At 64.9% G+C, this 16,377-nt stretch carries 10 protein-coding genes; 5 read left to right on the top strand and 5 right to left on the bottom strand.

The window, feature by feature from the left end:
* Positions 1–278 precede the first annotated feature (278 nt).
* The 4 genes from ULB03_RS01715 to ULB03_RS01700 form a co-directional block, all read right to left on the bottom strand.
* The gene (locus ULB03_RS01715; RefSeq protein ID WP_322481596.1) at positions 279–3,392 is read right to left on the bottom strand and encodes a TonB-dependent receptor; all 3,114 of its coding nucleotides are present in this window, start codon (positions 3,390–3,392) and stop codon (positions 279–281) included.
* 879 nt (positions 3,393–4,271) lie between these two features.
* Entirely contained in the window at positions 4,272–6,761 is a 2,490-nt protein-coding gene (locus tag ULB03_RS01710) for a TonB-dependent receptor (protein ID WP_322481595.1), read from the bottom strand.
* Between the two features lie 260 nt (positions 6,762–7,021).
* On the bottom strand, positions 7,022–7,645 hold the full coding sequence (locus ULB03_RS01705; RefSeq protein WP_322481594.1) for a hypothetical protein: 624 nt from the start codon (positions 7,643–7,645) through the stop codon (positions 7,022–7,024).
* Between the two features lie 311 nt (positions 7,646–7,956).
* Positions 7,957–8,841, bottom strand: a complete 885-nt coding sequence (locus tag ULB03_RS01700) for a LysR family transcriptional regulator (RefSeq protein ID WP_322481593.1) — start codon at positions 8,839–8,841, stop codon at positions 7,957–7,959.
* 272 nt (positions 8,842–9,113) lie between these two features.
* Here ULB03_RS01700 and ULB03_RS01695 point away from each other — a divergent pair, with 272 nt between their 5' ends.
* The 3 genes from ULB03_RS01695 (at position 9,114) to ULB03_RS01685 (ending at position 12,403) form a co-directional block, all read left to right on the top strand.
* Positions 9,114–10,115: an LLM class flavin-dependent oxidoreductase gene (locus ULB03_RS01695; RefSeq protein ID WP_322481592.1), complete on the top strand. Its 1,002-nt coding sequence runs from the start codon at positions 9,114–9,116 to the stop codon at positions 10,113–10,115.
* A 201-nt stretch (positions 10,116–10,316) separates the two neighbouring features.
* A complete protein-coding gene (locus ULB03_RS01690) occupies positions 10,317–11,384 on the top strand; it encodes an LLM class flavin-dependent oxidoreductase (RefSeq protein WP_322481591.1) in 1,068 nt (355 codons plus the stop codon).
* Positions 11,385–11,407: 23 nt separating this feature from the next.
* The gene (locus tag ULB03_RS01685; protein ID WP_322481590.1) at positions 11,408–12,403 is read left to right on the top strand and encodes a nitrilase-related carbon-nitrogen hydrolase; all 996 of its coding nucleotides are present in this window, start codon (positions 11,408–11,410) and stop codon (positions 12,401–12,403) included.
* Here ULB03_RS01685 and ULB03_RS01680 read toward each other — a convergent pair.
* Positions 12,398–13,291 carry a LysR family transcriptional regulator gene (locus ULB03_RS01680; RefSeq protein ID WP_322481589.1) on the bottom strand — a complete coding sequence of 298 codons (894 nt, stop codon included), beginning with the start codon at positions 13,289–13,291 and terminating at the stop codon, positions 12,398–12,400. The two genes, ULB03_RS01685 and ULB03_RS01680, sit on opposite strands and share 6 nt — an antisense overlap.
* Positions 13,292–13,621: 330 nt before the next feature.
* Here ULB03_RS01680 and ULB03_RS01675 point away from each other — a divergent pair, with 330 nt between their 5' ends.
* Both ULB03_RS01675 and ULB03_RS01670 read left to right on the top strand, forming a co-directional pair.
* Entirely contained in the window at positions 13,622–14,617 is a 996-nt protein-coding gene (locus ULB03_RS01675; RefSeq protein ID WP_322481588.1) for an alpha/beta fold hydrolase, read from the top strand.
* Positions 14,618–14,628: 11 nt separating this feature from the next.
* Complete coding sequence (locus ULB03_RS01670) at positions 14,629–16,116, top strand: MFS transporter (protein ID WP_322481587.1); 1,488 nt, start codon at positions 14,629–14,631, stop codon at positions 16,114–16,116.
* Positions 16,117–16,377: the final 261 nt, after the last annotated feature.

Here is a 16,377-nt window from a genome sequence, read left to right as displayed (position 1 = left end):
GCTCAACTCCCATCGTCGGGACCCCCGAAGGTTAGGGTCACTACCCCTGTAATGGCATAAAAAGAAAGGGCGGCACGATCGCAATCATGCCGCCCGGAGTGGGCGCATAGTCCCCGGGGAGAGGGTATGCGCAGAAGGGAGATCAAGAAGAAGAAACGGGAAGCGGCCGCTGGGGCCGCCGCCCCGTCATCGGAAACCTTTGGTAAAACGGGTGCCAAGGGTTCCCAGGGTCCACGGGGCCAGTCCGGATGCCGGTCCGGCCCCGCAGGTCGGGGGCATCAGCCGCCGAACTTGAACCGGCCGCCCAGCATGAACCGGCGACCCGAGTTCATGTAGGTGAAGGGCTGGTTCTTGTACTGCAGGTAGGTCTCCTGAGACTCGCCGGTCAGGTTGACGGCCTCGAAGGTGATGCCGAACTCAGGCGTGAACTGATAGGCGAGCTGGGCGTCCAGCTGGCCGTAGGGCCGGCTGAACACGCCGTAGGTCACGGCCTTGTTGGTGGTGGCGTCCAGGATGGCGAAGGTGGAGCCGATGGCGTCACCGTTCACCGCGCTGGACCGCCAGCTGTAGGACAGCCGGGCCTCCAGGCCGTTCTTCTGGTAGTAGGCCTGCGCCGTCAGGGCGTGCAGCGACACGCCGGGGATGGGCAGGTCCTGGGCGAAGGACGTGGACGTCGACGAGGTGGACAGCGAGTAGGTGTAGTTGGCGTTGAAGCCCACGCCGAAGTCGAAGGCGTACTGCGCCCCGACCTCGAAGCCCTTGATGCTGCCGCCGGCGCCGTTGCTGGGGGCGGTGAAGCCCGCGGTGCTGCCGCCGAAGTCGTCCATCACGGTGATGGAGGTGGTCTGCGTCTGGATGAAGGTGTCGATGGACTTGTAGAAGCCGCCGAAGGTCAGGGCGCCCTGGGTGCCGAAATACCATTCGTAGCCGATGTCGATCTGGGTGGCGCGGAACGGGTCCAGGTTCGGGTTGCCGCCGCTGCCGCCCACGAAGGCGAAGCCTTGCTTGCCGGCGCTGTTGGTTTCACGGGTGAAGTTGTACTGCGCGCCGGTGCCCAGCTGGTACGGGCTGGGCGGGGACATGACGCGGGCGGCGGAGAACCGCACCTTCTGGTCGGGCGCCACGTCCAGCACCAGGTTCATGCTGGGCAGGATGTCGGTGTAGTGCCGTTCCGCCGTGATGACGTCCGGGTTGGTGATGGCGTTGGAACCGTCCCAGGATTCGTCGGAGATGTAGATGGGGTTGGCCGGCAGGGCGCCGGCCGTCACCTTCTGCACCGTGTCGACGATGCGGGCGCCGATGTTCAGGTGGAAGCGGTCCTCCTTGCTGCCCATGTCGGCCATGGCATAGCCGGAGGCGCGCTGGCTTTCGATGACGAAGGAGTTGATGGGGTCGCGCACCATCTTGCCCGGGAACTGCGGGAAGTTGCCCTGCAGCCACTGCACCGGGTTCTGCATCTGGGACAGGTTCTGCACCAGGATGCTGCTGCCCGCGTTGCCGGTGGGGAAGAAGTTGTGGATCAGCTGCGCCCGGTTGGGCGCCGTCAGCGCCGTCTGGGCCGGGATGACCGGCGGGGTCTGCGACGGCGCCCCGGTGGCGCCCACGAAATTGCCGCCGGCGGTGGCGCCGGTGGCGGGGTTGGTCAGGCCCTCGTTCAGGATGGCCGGATCCATGTAATAGCCATAGGTGCCATAGCAGGTGCCGTTGCTGCAGTACCCGGTCTGGCCAGCCGAGGACTTGTCCAACTCGTAGTGCGACAGGGCGTAGTTGATCTTGTCATCGGTGTAGCGCACGCCGACGGTGAAGGTGGTCTTGACCGCCTTGATGAAGTCGGCGTCGTACTCGCCATCGGCGTGGCCGGACCACAAATCATCCTTGGAGTGGATGTTCCACGCCCAGGCCGATTTGAAGACGGCGTTGTTGGGGTTGCTGATCAGGTCGGCGTAGGGCGCGTTGTACGACACCGACGGCAGCGTGCCGTTGTTGACGTAGTTGAAGGAATAGGCCGGGCCGTGGCTGATCGGGCTGCTGCCGCCGGGGGCCAAGGGGTTCAGCGGGGCGTTGCAATAGCCATTGGGGCTGGTGGCGCAGGGCTGGGCGGCGTTGTACTGGGAATACTCCACGTCCTGCTGCGCGCTGTCGGAATTGTATTCCGAGGTGGCGTAAGTGACCTTGAACTTGGCGCGGAATGGCCCGCCATTGTCCCACTTGCCGCCCAGGTGGAAGTTGTCCGCCGTCACATGGACATTCTGCACGTCGCTGTCGCCCTCGGCGCCCAGGGCGCGGATGGTGGCGGACTTGATGACGCCGTTGCTGTCGATGTCATAGGGCTGGCTGGGGTCGATGCCCAGGCCCAGGCCGTTGGAATTGAACCACACCTTGTTCGACGCTTCCTGGGTCAGGATGTCGTAGGTGGAGTGCAGCCAGTCGGCGTTCAGGGTCAGGCTGTCGGTGACGGCGTAGTCGACGCCCAGCTGGCCGCTGATGCGGGTGCGGTCGGTGTCGCGATCCGTGAAGTACAACAGTTCGGGCGAGATATAGGTCCGCGGGATGGTGGCCATCGGGTTGGTCGACGTGCCGGCGGCGGGCTCGATGGCCCAGCCGGCGCGGTTCTGGCCCTGCATCACGTCGGTATGGGTGTCGGTCTCGGCATAGGAGAAGGCCGCCGTGATGCCGATCTTGTTGTTGAAGTTGTAGCTGCCGACGATGGCCCCGATGGGGGTCCAATTCTCCATGCGGGCGTGCTCGCCCGTGGTCATGCGGAAGTTGCCGCCCAGGGTCCAACCCTGCGGGGCGTCCAGCGCGGACCGGGTCTTCAGGTTGATGATGCCGCCCATGCCGCCCTCGACCAGGCTGGCCTGGGGCGACTTGTAGACGTCCACGCCGGCGATCAGGTCGGACGGGATGGCTTCCAGCGAATTGGTGGCGGTGCCGCCGCCGCCGCCGGACCCTTCGCCCGAGGCGTAGGCCTCAAGGCCGGACAGGAAGGGCTCGTCGTTCAGCACCGTCACGTTCTGACTCAGGCCGCGGATGCGCACGCGGGTGCCCTGGCCATTGTCGCGGTCGATCTGCACGCCGGACAGGCGCTGCAGCGATTCCGCGATGTCCTGGTCGGGCATCTTGCCCATGTCTTCGGCGGTGATGGACTCGATGATCAGGTTCGACTGGCGCTTGTTCTCCAGCGCGTCGGCCAGCGACTTGCGGAAGCCGGTGACGACGATCTCGTCGACGCCGCCCTGGTCGGCCGGGGTGCCGGCCTGAGGGGCGGCACCCTGGGGATCGGGGGCCGGGGTCTGCGGGGCGCTTTGCGCGAAGGCGGCCGGCGCCGCCAGGATGGCGACCGAGGCGGCTCCCATCAACAGCCGCCGCAACGTCTTCAACTCTCCGTACATATGGGGTCCCTCCCTGCGGGATATTCGTGGGCGCGCGAACCCGGCCGCTGGCCACGGTTCCCCCTGCAACCCCCGGTTTGTGGGCGCAGATCAGGGAACGGCACAGCGCTGCTGTCCGGTCGCGATGGATCTACCTTCTTCTCGAATAAGGGCATGCCGATCTCACGGTCGGCTGGGCCCTTTCCCTCCCGTCACCCGGAAGGGGTCAACCAGCGCTAACTATCGTGAGTGTGTCCATGACAGGATCGGCAGAATGCATGCGCGTTCATGTCTCTCTCCTCCCGAAGATATATTTATTCTTACTTTGATAATAGGCTCACCTTTGCCGGCGCCGGGCACGGAAACCCCTCACGGATGCAGGGATTTATTGCCGTCAACCTAGACCGTCGACGACCGTTGCGCCCGCATCGAACGCCAGCGTTGTTATTAATAGTTGCGCTGACAGCGTTGTCAACTCGATTCTATTTTTTGCTTTTTTTATTGCAACTGTCCCCCAACACATAAAGTGGCCATCCAACGCATAAGATGGCCAAACCTCCATCACATAAAGTGGCCAAGCGTTGAAATCGCTGGGGAATTTCGGTGTGGCCAGAGAGGGTACGGGGATAATTTATGCACGCGTCTTGCCGCGTCGTGCAGGCGCGGGGGGCTGCCGGTGACCGCCTGCCGAAGCGTCGGTTGGAACCGGGGGCCCAACGCGAGGGGGCCTTCCTGGTTGGCGCTTAAGGATCGGGTCCGGTGGCGGATCATTGATGGAGGGGCAGCAGCCCAGTTCGGTTAAATGCGTTTGGCCCCAACAAGCGCGGGACCCTGGTCTGACCGAACCCATGGAAGAGACGGATGCCATCCGCGAGCGGGACGGCATCCAGTCATTCCGTATCAGAACGAGTATTTCACCTTCGCGCCGAAGGTCCGGAGGTCGGGCAGACCGGCGATCAGGGCGGCGTTGTAGGCGGTGTGGCTGAAGGTGCTGTTGAACAGCGTGCCATCGGTGACGCTGGTATAAGCGTGGTTGTCGAACAGATTGGTGACGAAGGCCTCGACACTGATCTTGCCAGTATTCAGGCCGATGCGCAGGTTGACGTTGGTGGTGTCGGGCGTCTTCACCACGTTCGCGGCATCCGACCAGACGCCGGACTTGTAGATGAAATCGCCGCGGATGTAGGCGCTGGAACCTTCAATCAGATCCAGGTCATGGGTGTACTGAAGGCCGACCACGGCGGAATACTTCGACGTCAGCGGATTTTCCTTGCCGGTGAAGTTACTGACGCCGGTGAGCTGCGTCACCGAGGGCGCCACCAGGTTTTCGATGTAGCTGTCGTTGATGGCGCCGCCCAGGTTCAGGTCCAGGCCGTGGGCCAGCACCGCGGTGATGTCGCCCTCCACGCCCGTCATCTTCACGCGGCCGGCGTTCAGGTTGGCGTTGACGGTCTGGGTGGAACCGGTGCTGGGGTCGAAGATCAACAGATAGGCGGTGTTGATCTGGTTCTTCCAGACGGCCCGGTAGGCGGCTATGGAGTAGCGCAGTTTGTTGTCGAACAGCTTGCCCTTCAAGCCGATCTCATAGTTGTCGATCTGCTCGGGCTGGACCTCGATCTTATAGCCGTCGGCCGCCGCCGTCGCCTGCACCAGAGGTGTGCCGGACAGGAAGGCGGTGTTGAAGGAGCCGGGATTGGCGCCTTCGGAGTATGAGGCGTAGACCATGGTGTCCGGCGTTATGTCGTACTGTACGATCGCGCGGGGCAGGAAGTTCTGGTACTCGTGGCTGGCGATCACGCTGCCGCCCGGGTAATAGCCTGCGGGCAGGAAGGCGTTGGACGTGACCTTCAGGCCGGCCGGGGCCGCGTAGGCGTACAGATGGTCGACCTGATACCGGCCATCGACGCTGACCGATAGCTGATCCGTCAGTTGATAACCCAGGCCGTAGAAGACGCCTGCGGTCTTGCTGCGCGTCATGCCGTTGACGGTGGAGAAGGTGGTGACGCCCAGCGCGCCGTTGCCGCCGCCCAGGCCGTTCTGAAAGCGGGAATCCAGGTAGCTGGCTCCCAGCGTGCCCTTGAAGGGGCCGTGGTTGTAGGAGGCGCGCAGTTCCTGGGACACGTCCTCCGTCTTCTGTTCCACCAGATAGGGGAAATCGAAGTAGCTGCGCGACCCGGCGCCGCCGAAGGGGTTGGCTTGCGAGGTGTCGTAGAAGTTATCCAGGTCGGCCAGTTCGCTGTAGTATTCGTGGTTGTAGCCGGTCAGCGAGCTGATGATCAGATCGGTGTCCGGCACCTCGTAATCCATGGCGAGGTGCAGGTGATAATACTGGCTGACCAGGCCGTAGCCCTGGGTGCCATCGCCCGGATCGACCAGGCGGCCCTTGGGATTGGCCAGGAAGGTCTTGATGAAGGCGTCGTCGGTGGTGTTGGCGGACGGGGAGCGGATCAGGCCCGGCGCCGTGCCGCAGAAATACCGATTGCTAACCGCCGCGCCGGTCAGGCTGCGCCCCTGCAGAGTGCAGTTCGACTGGTCGGTCACCACGACGTTGCCGGTGAGGCCCGTCACACTATAGGCGCCGATCAGGCCCTGGGCCGCCGGGCCATCGTCGTTGGCCGTGATCATGCCGTAGAACTTGGCGGTGAAGTGTTCGCTTGGGGTGAATTTCAGCGAGACGCTGCCCGACTTGGTCTCCTGGTCGCCCAGGGTCTGGCCCGGCACACCGGCGTTCTCATAGGACCCGTCCTTGGCGAACTCGCGCGCCTCCATCCGAATGCCCAGCTTGTCGGCCACGATGGGTCCGTTGACCTCGGCCTGGAAGTCGCGGTTGTTGCGGGTGCCCAACATGCCGCTGACGGTGCCGCCCCATTCGGTGACGGACGGATCCTTGGTGATGACATTGACGGCGCCGGCGAAGGTCTGGCGGCCGAAATAGGCGCTCTGCGGACCCTTCAGCACCTCGACCCGTTCGGGGTCGGTGACGTTGCTGATGGCGGTGGCCGACGACACCGGCACGCCGTCCAGAAAGACCGAGGTGGTCTGCGCGATTGAGTTCGGTGGGGTGAAGCCGCGCACGATCATCTGCTGGAAGGAACGGTCGTTACGGCCGCCACCGTTGTCCACCACCTTCATGCCCGGCGTGTAGGCGGAGATGTCCTGCACCGTCACGATGCCGCGGGCTTCGATGTCCTCGCTGGTCAGGGCGGAGACGGTCACCGGCGTTTTCAGGATGTCCTCACCCGTCTTACGGGCGGTGACGACGACTTCCGTCAGTTCGTCCAGGTCCGATGCCGGCTTGGTCGATGCGGTCTGCGCCTGAGCGGATGAGGTGGCGATGGCTACGGCCAGGATGGATGAGGCGGTTCGGATTCGTGCGTTAAAGGCAACCATTATGATACCCCCTGTCCTTTGTGTATTTGTTGATGCTGGTGCCTGTTGTGGGATTCCCCAGTTATTGTTTTGAAGACTTTGGTGAAGGCAGTTGATGAACTGCCTTTTATTCATTCAGGAGAAAGGAAGCCGCCGCTGGACTTTGATCATGACGGCTCCCGCCGCTCCCGCCGGGATTCAAGCGGCAGGAACGAAGAGCCGTCGCGCGATGCTGATGAGGGAAGATGTCCTCTTGGCCCATGGGGCCCCTCAGCGGGTGGTTAAAACGGCTTGGTGATGCCCAGGAAGGCCATCACCAGGACCAGGCCCCAGATGGCGAACACCGTCAGGCGCAAGGGATTCCAGAAGGGCGTGGGCACGAAGGGCTCCCCGGCCTTGGGCGGGGCCGGCGGCTTCCACAGCAGCAGCAGGCGGATGACCACGCCCAGCAGCAGCAGGATGCCAAACAGCAGGATCTTGGTGGCCAGCCAGCCCGCCGCCACCGGCCCGCCGCTGGCCAACGACACCAGGCCGGTGCCGACGAAGGCGAGGGTCGCCAGCATGCGGATGCCCAGGTCTATCCTCCACACACGCTTGCCGAAGGGCGTGCCCTGGCGCAGGTAGATCATCCACACCAGCCACAGCCAGGTGAATCCGCCCGCCCACACGGCCGTCAGCGCCGCCGGGCCCAGGGGCAAGCCCCAGTTCGACGCCAGCGTCAGCCCGACGGGGACCATCAGCACCATGGCGGTGCGCGGACCCATGTCGATGCGGCCGTTGGCCTTGCGCAAATGTTCGCGCGCGTTGCCGGTCAGGTCCGCGCCGTTGGCGGCGGTGCTGGTGATCAGCACGCCCAGGTCTGTGCCCAGCCAGTACGCGAACAGGACAACGTGAAAGAATGCCACCGCGCGAGACGGGTCAATGTGGAATTCCAAGAAAATCCCCCTGTCTTTATTTTAAAATTCGATATCAATAATTTCAAAAGGCGACAGCAGTACCAGCGTATCCTTGCTGACGCGCTTGGACAGTTAGCCGCGACGCCGCGGCTGTACGCTCATCGAGGATATGCGGCCTGTACCTCGTGTCTTTGACACGCGGGAGGTCTTGGCGGGATTTCCCGCCTTCCTGTCGAGCATCAGTATGGGGAAGGGAAACGCCGGGCAGGAAATGCAAATTGATTACGCAGGCATACAAATTGTTTATGGGCCGAACGTCTTCAGGTGGGGCCGAAGCCTTCCCGCAAATGGGCGACCCACCGGTCCGCCAGGGGACGCAGGGGGGCGTCCGAGCGGTATAGCAGGCCCGCCTGCCGCACGATGGGCATGTCCGGCGCCGCCACCGGAGCCGCGGCCCGCCCCACCATCATGTCCACCGGCAGCAGGGCCAGGAACCCCTCGTGCAGGACCAGTGCCCGCATCAGCGCCAGGCTGTCCACCCGCACCGTCGCCGCCGGCAGGGCCTGCCGGCCCGACGCGAAATAGCGGGCCATGAAATCATCGGCATGCGGGCGGTCCAGCATCGCCCAGCGCTGCCGCGTCAAGTCCGCCATAGTTACTGCCGGCGCTGCCGCCAAGGGATGGCCTGCGCCCGCAAACACGGCGAAAGGAACGGGCGCCAGCGCCTGGAACATCAGGCCGGTCTGCATGCGCATGGCCGGCACGACCGACAGCGCCAGGTCGACCTGGCCGTCCAGCAGCAGGGGCACGGCCTCCTCGATGAAAAGCTGGCGTACGGTCACGGACACGCGGTCGTGCTCCGCCAGCAGGCGAGCGACGGCGCGGTGGATGTGGTGATCCATGAACATTTCCCCCACCGCCAGGGTCAGCTCTCCACCCAGCCCCTCCGCCGCCAGCCGCACCTCATGGCGGGCGCGCTCCGCCTCGTTGATCATTAGTTTGGCGTGCTGGTACATGGCCTGGCCCGCGCGGGTGCTGTGCACACCGCTGCTGGTCCGGTCCAGCAGTAGCACCCCCACCGCATCCTCCAGCGCTTGGATGCTGCGGGTTAGCGCCGGCTGGGTCAGGTGGACCTGCTGCGCTGCCCGCGAAAAAGAGCCCTGTTCGACGACGGCGATGAAGTGCCGCAATTGGCGCAGATCCATGGGGCATCATCCTTCACCGTTCCCTGCCAATAAATCAAACGTATAGGGGGAAAACAAAAAAGCAATTGCCGCCTATTCGATGGGTGGATACCGTCGGCACAGAAATCACCCGATAAAATCAAAATAGTGTGCGGCAGGCTGACGAAAATCGGCCTGATCGGCGCCGATCTTTTTCCAAATACAGGGAAAAATAAATGCCAATCGAAATAAACGGTCTGCTCAATCACAATCTTGGAACGGAAATAGAGCCGGTTCCATTAAGTCATTACGATGTGCAGGCGATCGCGACGCAGGCGCGGCTGCACGACGCTTATGGCTATGACCGTGTGCTCATCGCCAACGCCGCCGTCATGCCCGACAACATTTCCACCGCCGGCTATGTCGCGGCGGTGACGGAGCGCCTGGGTGTCATGCTGGCCCACCGCCCGGGCTTCATCGCGCCCACCATGGCCGCCCGCCTGCTGGCCACACTGGACCTGCTGCTCAAGGGGCGTCTGGCGGTTCACATCATCACCGCCGCCAGCGACATCGAAACCCAGGCGGACGGTGACTACCTGACCAAGGCGCAGCGTTATGACCGGTCGCGGGAATACATCGCCATCTTGCGCCAAATCTGGGCCGCCACCGCGCCGGTCGACCACCAGGGCGACTGGTATCGCTTCACCGGCGGCTTCGCGGCGGTGAAGGCCACGAAGCCCGGAATCCCCGTTTATTTCGGGGGCCTGTCGCCGGAGGCCATCGCCGTGGGGGCGGAATGCGCCGACACCTTCGCCACCCTCAGCGACACGGTGGCCGGCATGGCGGAGGTGGTGGGCAAGGTGCGGGCGGCGGCCCCCGCGGGCCGCAATCCGCGCTTCCTCATGTCCATTCGCGTGGTGCTGGGGGAGACGGAGGACGACGCTTGGGCCAGCGCGGAAGGGATAGAGCGGCGCATCCGCGACCTCACCCCACCGCCCGTGGCCGGTGCCGCCAAGCCGGTCGCGGTGGGTTTCCAGCGCACGGCCACCCTGGCGCAGGCTGGCGATCGGCTGGAGAAATGCTTCTGGAACGGCATCAACAAGCTGCGCGGCGGCCAGAGCAACAGCGGTACGTTGGTGGGCACGCCCGACCAGTTGGTGGACGCCCTCATGGATTATTACGCGGCTGGCGTCAGCGGCTTCATCGTTCGCGGATATCATGGCCTGCGCGATGTGGAGCGTGTGGGGCGGGAGATCATCCCGGCCCTGCGCGCCGCCGCCGCCGCCCATGATGCGCGCGGCGCGACGGCCGGCTGATCCATAGACTTTGTGTATGCTTGGCGCGCCAAATCTCATTTTTCCGCGAATTTGGTCCGCGTCATCATGACACTTATCCAAGAAAAGGCGCCGCGCCCGCTGGATGTCCCGCCGGTTCATCCACTGGGGCATCCCCGGGGATCCGGGGCCTCGGGGTTGGGAAGCGGCCGCCGCCGGTGTGCCCGTGCAGAAGGAATCCAGATGATCGAGATCGTGGGGCTGCTCGCGGGGACGCGCCGCTCCGAGGAAAGCAAGGGGCCGCCGACGCCGTTCGACGCCGCCTTCATCGCCGATTACGCCCGCGCCTATCAGGAGGCGGGTTTCGACCGGGTGCTGATCGGGCAGAACGCGCGCTCGGTCGATAGCCTGACGGTCGCCAGCTGGGCGGCGGCGGCCACCGACCGCCTGAAGCTGATGATCGCCCACCGTCCGGGTTTCATGGCCCCCACCATGGCGGCGCGCGCCTTTGCTACGCTGGACCAGTTGAGTGGCGGCCGGGTGGGGGTGCATATCATCACCGCCTTCAGCGACGCTGAGACCCGCAACGACGGCGACTACCTGACCAAGGAACAGCGCTACCACCGCTCCCGCGAATATGTCGGCATCCTGCGGGCCATGTGGGCCGCCACCGCCCCTATCGACCACACCGGCGACTATTTCCGTTTTGAGGGCGCGTTTTCCGAGGTGCGTCCCGTCCAGCCGTCCATTCCCATCTTCTGGGGCGGGGCGTCTGATCTGGGCGTTCGCTTCGGGGCGGAGCTGGCCGACGTCTATGCTCTGGGGCCCGGCAGCGTCGCCCAGGTGGCGGAACAGGTGACCAAGGTGAAGGCCGTGGCGCGGGTCGGCGGGCGCAGCCCACGGTATTCCATGTCCATGCGGCTGGTGATCGCCGACACGGACACCGCCGCGTGGCAGCGGGCGGAACGCCTGCTGGCCACTGTGGAGGAAAATCAGGCTGCCCGTGGCCTGCTGGGCCGCGACCTGGGCAAGGCGGCGGAGGACACGGCCCGCCGCGCGGCGGAGGCCGACACCGCCGCCGATGATCCCTGTCTCTGGACGGGCCTGACTCGGGCGACACAGGGCCGGACCCAGGTCATGTGCCTGGTGGGCGCGCCGGACACCCTGGTGGCGGCGCTCAGCCGCTATTACCGCGCCGGCATCGACAATTTCCTGATCACCGGCTTCGACAATTTGGGGGACACCGCGCGCATCGGCGCGGAGATCGCGCCCGCCCTGCGCCGGCTGGCGGTGGCGGAACCGCGCGCCTGACATTCGGCAGGGGAGGGGTTGCCATGCCTTACGTGATGGCCATGTGCCGGTTCGCGCCACGGCGGGCCTTCGCCGCCGACGGCTGCCTGGTGCGCGAGGCCCTGGCCGACAATGTCGACCGGCATTGCGCCTTGATCGAACGCGCGGCGGGCGACCACGGGGCCAAGCTGGTCGCCTTTCCGGAATTCGCCCTCACCGGCCACGCCATGCTGTCCAACGACCAATGGGTGGCGAGCAGCCTGACCTTTCCAGGGCCGGAGGTCGACCGAATCGCCGACGCGGCGCGGCGGGCGGGTGTCTATGTTGTCATCCAGGCGGCCGAACGGCACGCGGCCTTCCCTGGCCGCTATTTCCTGTCGGCCGCCATCCTGACGCCGGGCGGCGGGATCGGGCTGGTCCATCGCAAGAATTACGCGTTCTCCTTGCGCACCAGTCCCATCGACGTTTACGACACCTTTATCGACGCCTTCGGTCCCGACGCCTTCCTGCCAGTGCTGGACACGCCCATTGGCGGCCTTGCCGTCAGCATCGGGGCGGAGGTGCATTGGCCGGAGGCCATCCGATCCCTGGCTATGAAGGGGGCGGAGGTGGTCCTCAACCCCATCGCCGCCGCCCCGCTGATCGACTACCTGGACCGGCCGGGGGCCGCCGCCGTGCGGCAGGCGCGGGCGTTTGAGAACGTGCTCTATCTCGGCATGACCAACATCGCCGGCGATGGGGACGCGCCCCTGCCGCAGGTCTATGATTTCAAGGGCGCGGCCATCGGCGCGCCGGCGGTGACGGATGACGTCTTCACCCTGGCGACGGTGGATTTGGCGGCCTTGCGTACCTGGCGCGCCACGCCGGCGGCCAACTTGCTTGCCCAGATCCAACCCATTCACGACAGCCCCTACGACGTGGCGCCCTGGCCCCGGAACACGCTGCCCTCCGCCCCCGCCGCATCAGCCGACCAGATCATCGGCGTCGAGGCGGCGGTGTGGCGGCGGATGGAAGAAAACCTGGGCCGCGCGCGATCATGACGCCCGCATGGCCTCGGCCAGCCGGTTGATGGTGAAGCGCAAGGCCGTCGTCACATAGGCGCGCGACCGGGTGATGATGCATAGGCGGGAGCTGAGTGGCTCAAGCTCGCTGTCGATTTCCACCAGCTCGCCGCGCTGCAGGTCCTGCGCCACGTCGGACCGCGCCACCAGCGTCAGGTAATCGCCCTTCAGCGCGATCAGCCGCAGCATGCCGGGCAGGGCGCAGCGGATGCGGATGGGATTGGAGGACCGCTCCACCCCCAGCATCTTGCAGTAGAAGACGTCGGCGCCCGGTGTGTCGTAGACCGCCCAGGCGGTGGCGGCCAGCTCCCGGCGCGCCAGTTTCGGCCGCGCGGCGAGCGGATGGGCGGGGCGGGCCGCAAGCACCATGGGCACCGTGGCAATGTCGGTGACCACCAGGCCAGCCTCGTCCAGTCCCTCACGCCAGATGTCGAGTACGGCATCGATCTCGCCGCGTCGCAGCTTGCCCAACAGGACGGCCAGTTCGCCGTAGTCCAGCGACATGAACAGATCGTTGCGTTCCGTGCAGGCTCCGCCCAGCACGGCGGCGATGGGTTCCTGCGCCGCACTGGGTCCCAGGCCCAGCCGCACATGGCCCAGCCGGCCCTCGCGCATAGCCGACAGGTCGGCGGTGGCATGCGCCGTGCCGTTCAGGATGATGCGGGCGTGTTCCGCGAAGGCCTCGCCATAGCGGGTCAGCGCCACCCCGGCGCGTCCCCGGTCCAGCAGCGTGACCTTCAGCGATTCCTCAAGTTTCTGGATGCTGCGTGTCAGCGTCGGTTGGGTGACGTTCTGTTCCACCGAGGCCTGGGTGATGGAGCCATGCTCCACCGCCGCCAGGAAATGCCGGATTTGCCGCAACTGCATGATCGACACCCCGCCCCTGTCTTGGCCGATGGTGATTAGCCTGGCCCGCCCCCCAATCGGAGGTCTTCGGCGGCGGCAAATCAATTCGTCGGCAAACAGATGTCCGCGTGACGGTCGTTGGCAATGAATCCCTAACTGAACGGTGTTGCCATAGACAGATTGTATGGGTGGAAGCACTTAATCAATTAGTGCTGGGCAGGGGCCACCATCATCATTCGCCTCATGAACCGTCCCGCGGCGCAAGGCCGACCGCCAGACGGCATGAAAAACCGGAATGCAAAACAGGGCGGCGGGCAGATGGGCGGCAATACGGGGCACCGTAGGGGACGTTTGGGCTTTTCACGCGGTGCCGCCTGGGTATTGGCCACGCTGATCATTCTGGTGGCGGCCCTGCCGGGCAGCATGCGGCTGGGCTGGTGGAACCCCAGCTATGACACCGTGCGTGCTCACCAAGCCACGCCACCATCCCGTTTCGAACAGGTGGGCGACGTGCGGGTGCACCTGCGGGATGAAGGGCAGGGGCCTGTTATCCTGATGTTGCACAGTTCCATGACCAATCTGCGGCTGTGGGACGACTGGGCGGACCAGTTGAAGGGCAGCTATCGGGTAATCCGCTTCGACTGGCCACCCTATGGCCTGACCATCGACCCCACCCCCTCGCAGGGCATGCCCTCAGCGGTGGCGCTGGTCGAACGGTTCGTGGACCAGTTCAAGCTGGATCGCTTCGTGATTGTCGCCAGTTCCAGCGGGGCGACGGTGGCCACCCTCTACACCGCCCGCCATCCTGAAAAGGTGCGGGCCCTGGCCCTGTCGACACTGCCGTTGAAGGCGCCGCCGCCCACGCCAGTTTCCTGGTTCGTGTCGGCGGTGCAATGGCTGCACCTGAACGTGGTGCCCAACTATAATCCTGAAATCTTTTACCGCGAATCCCTGGCCCAGCTGTACGGCCGGCCGGAACGGCTGAAGCCCGAGACGGTGCGCTGGTATTACGAGACCAACAACGTCCCCGGCGGTTTCGCCCGCGTCATGCGGTACCTGGAGGCCAACCAGCGCACCTTCTGGAAGACGGGCGCGGGGGATGAGGCGGCGGCGATCAGGGTGCCCATCCTGCTGCAATGGGGCGACCGCGACATCGTCCTGCCTATAGACCGGGCGGATGAGGCCCGGCGCATGTTCGCCAACGCCCCGATGCAGATCATCCATTACCCCGACATCGGCCATTACCCGATGCTGGAACTACCGGGGCCGACGGGCCTGGATCTGAAAGCCTTCCTGGACACTCTGCCGGCCGATGCTCCACCCGCCGGTCCCGAAACGGCAAGATGAGGACATGGGCCATGATGAAATCCGCGACCATCCGGCAGGCGGCAGTCCCGGCCCTGGACGATCCAGCACCGGTGGCGGCGCCGGCGACCGGCGGGGCGGGTAGCGCGCGCCAGCTATCCACCTTCACGCTGCTGGCCTATGCCGCCATGGCGCTGGGGCCGGCGATCTTCTCGCTGGCCATCAACGTCATGCTGCCCCAATTGTACGCCAAGGAACTGGGCCTGTCGCTGGAGGCCATCGGCGTCACCCTCCTGACCATACGTGTCTTCGATGCCTTCTCCGACCAGGTGGTGGGCTACCTTTCTGATCGGACGCGCACCCGCATCGGCGCGCGCAAGCCGTGGATGATTGCGGGCACGATCCTGACGCTGGTGTCCTGCTATTATTTGTTCATGCCGCCGGCCGGGTGCGGCATCACCTATTTCGCGGCCTGGCGGCTGGCCTACGATATCGGCTGGACCATGACCACGGTCACCTTCTATGCCTGGGGGGCGGAACTCAGCGTCGATTATCGCGACCGGTCGCGCATCACCGGTTACAGCGGGATCAGCACCAATATGGGCGTGGTCATCAAGAACCTGGCCCCCATTGTGCTGTTCTGGTTGGGGCTGACGCGCAGTTCCTCCTTCTCGCTGGAGATGTTCAAGGCGCTGTTCTGGATCTTTCTGCCCATCATCGTCGTCCTGACGGCGGTCTCGGTGATCTTCACGCCGTCGGGCACCGCCGTGGCGCGGCAGGGGCTGGACATCCCAGGGCTCGCGCGGTCGATGCGGACCAACAAGCCGTTCTGGACCTTTGTCATCGGATTCTTCGTGGCCGCCTTCGGCCAGGGCATGTTGGCCCTGCTGTTCACCTTCTATGACAGCCACCTGAAGATCGGGCCCTGGTATCCCTACCTGATGATGGGCTTCGGCGGTGTCACCGTCCTGTCCATTCCGGCCTGGGTGCGCATGGCCAACCGCATCGGCAAGCATCGGGCCTACACCGTGGCCATGATCATGGGTTCCGTCTCCATCCAGGCGTTCTGGTTCATCGACCCCCGTGCCCATACCCAGGGCACCGTGGCACTGATTGGCGCCGTCATCCTGTTCCTGGTGGCCTTTTCCAGCGCCTGCAGCTTCGTGGCGCCGGCCTCCATGCTGGCGGACGTGGTGGATTATGGCACTTGGCGCACCGGCACCGCCCGCGCCGGATCCTATTTCGCCTTCTATTCGCTGATCACCAAGATCGCCATGGCCATCGGCAGCGGCCTGGGCTTCACCCTGCTGGGCCGGTTTCACTACGACGTGACGGAAGGGGGCGGGAACGGCGCCTTCGCCACATTCGGCCTGCTGTTCACCGTGCTGCTGCTGCCGGGGATACTCCAGATCGCTGGCGGCATGGTCATCTGGCACTTCCCGTTGACCAAGCGCCGCCATGACATCCTGCAGCGGCGCATCGCCTCACGCCCTGCGGCGGAGATCGGCCCACGACCACTGGCCCGTGAGGGGACGTCGTGACCTGATGCCATTCCAACATGTAAGAATAATTGTCCACTGACACGCTAGAGTTTTTCTGACTTTCGTTGAAGCGTCAGGAGAACTCTAATACCAGAAGTACGAGATAGTGACTTGTGCCTCTATAGCCCGCGACTGCGGGCGCCGGAGCGAGCACCGCCCAGTTGGTGTAAAGGGGGCGCAGCGAGGAAGCCAAGGGCGCGGACGCGCCCGCCGGCGCTTGAGGCGGTATTTGAGAGGTCACGATCAAATGCCGCGCGTATA

Source organism: Nitrospirillum goiasense, assembly GCF_034427435.1.
GTDB lineage: Bacteria > Pseudomonadota > Alphaproteobacteria > Azospirillales > Azospirillaceae > Nitrospirillum.
The sequence above is the reverse complement of the archived record's forward strand: the minus strand, read 5'-3'. Positions and strand labels throughout refer to the sequence as shown.

Bases quoted from the DNA above. Each gene is read 5' to 3' on its own strand.
- ULB03_RS01715 (WP_322481596.1), bottom strand. From the start codon at position 3,392: ATGTACGGAGAGTTGAAGACGTTGCGGCGGCTGTTGATGGGAGCCGCC.
- ULB03_RS01710 (WP_322481595.1), bottom strand. From the start codon at position 6,761: ATGGTTGCCTTTAACGCACGAATCCGAACCGCCTCATCCATCCTGGCC.
- ULB03_RS01700 (WP_322481593.1), bottom strand. From the start codon at position 8,841: ATGGATCTGCGCCAATTGCGGCACTTCATCGCCGTCGTCGAACAGGGC.
- ULB03_RS01690 (WP_322481591.1), top strand. From the start codon at position 10,317: ATGATCGAGATCGTGGGGCTGCTCGCGGGGACGCGCCGCTCCGAGGAA.
- ULB03_RS01685 (WP_322481590.1), top strand. From the start codon at position 11,408: ATGCCTTACGTGATGGCCATGTGCCGGTTCGCGCCACGGCGGGCCTTC.
- ULB03_RS01680 (WP_322481589.1), bottom strand. From the start codon at position 13,291: ATGCAGTTGCGGCAAATCCGGCATTTCCTGGCGGCGGTGGAGCATGGC.
- ULB03_RS01670 (WP_322481587.1), top strand. From the start codon at position 14,629: ATGATGAAATCCGCGACCATCCGGCAGGCGGCAGTCCCGGCCCTGGAC.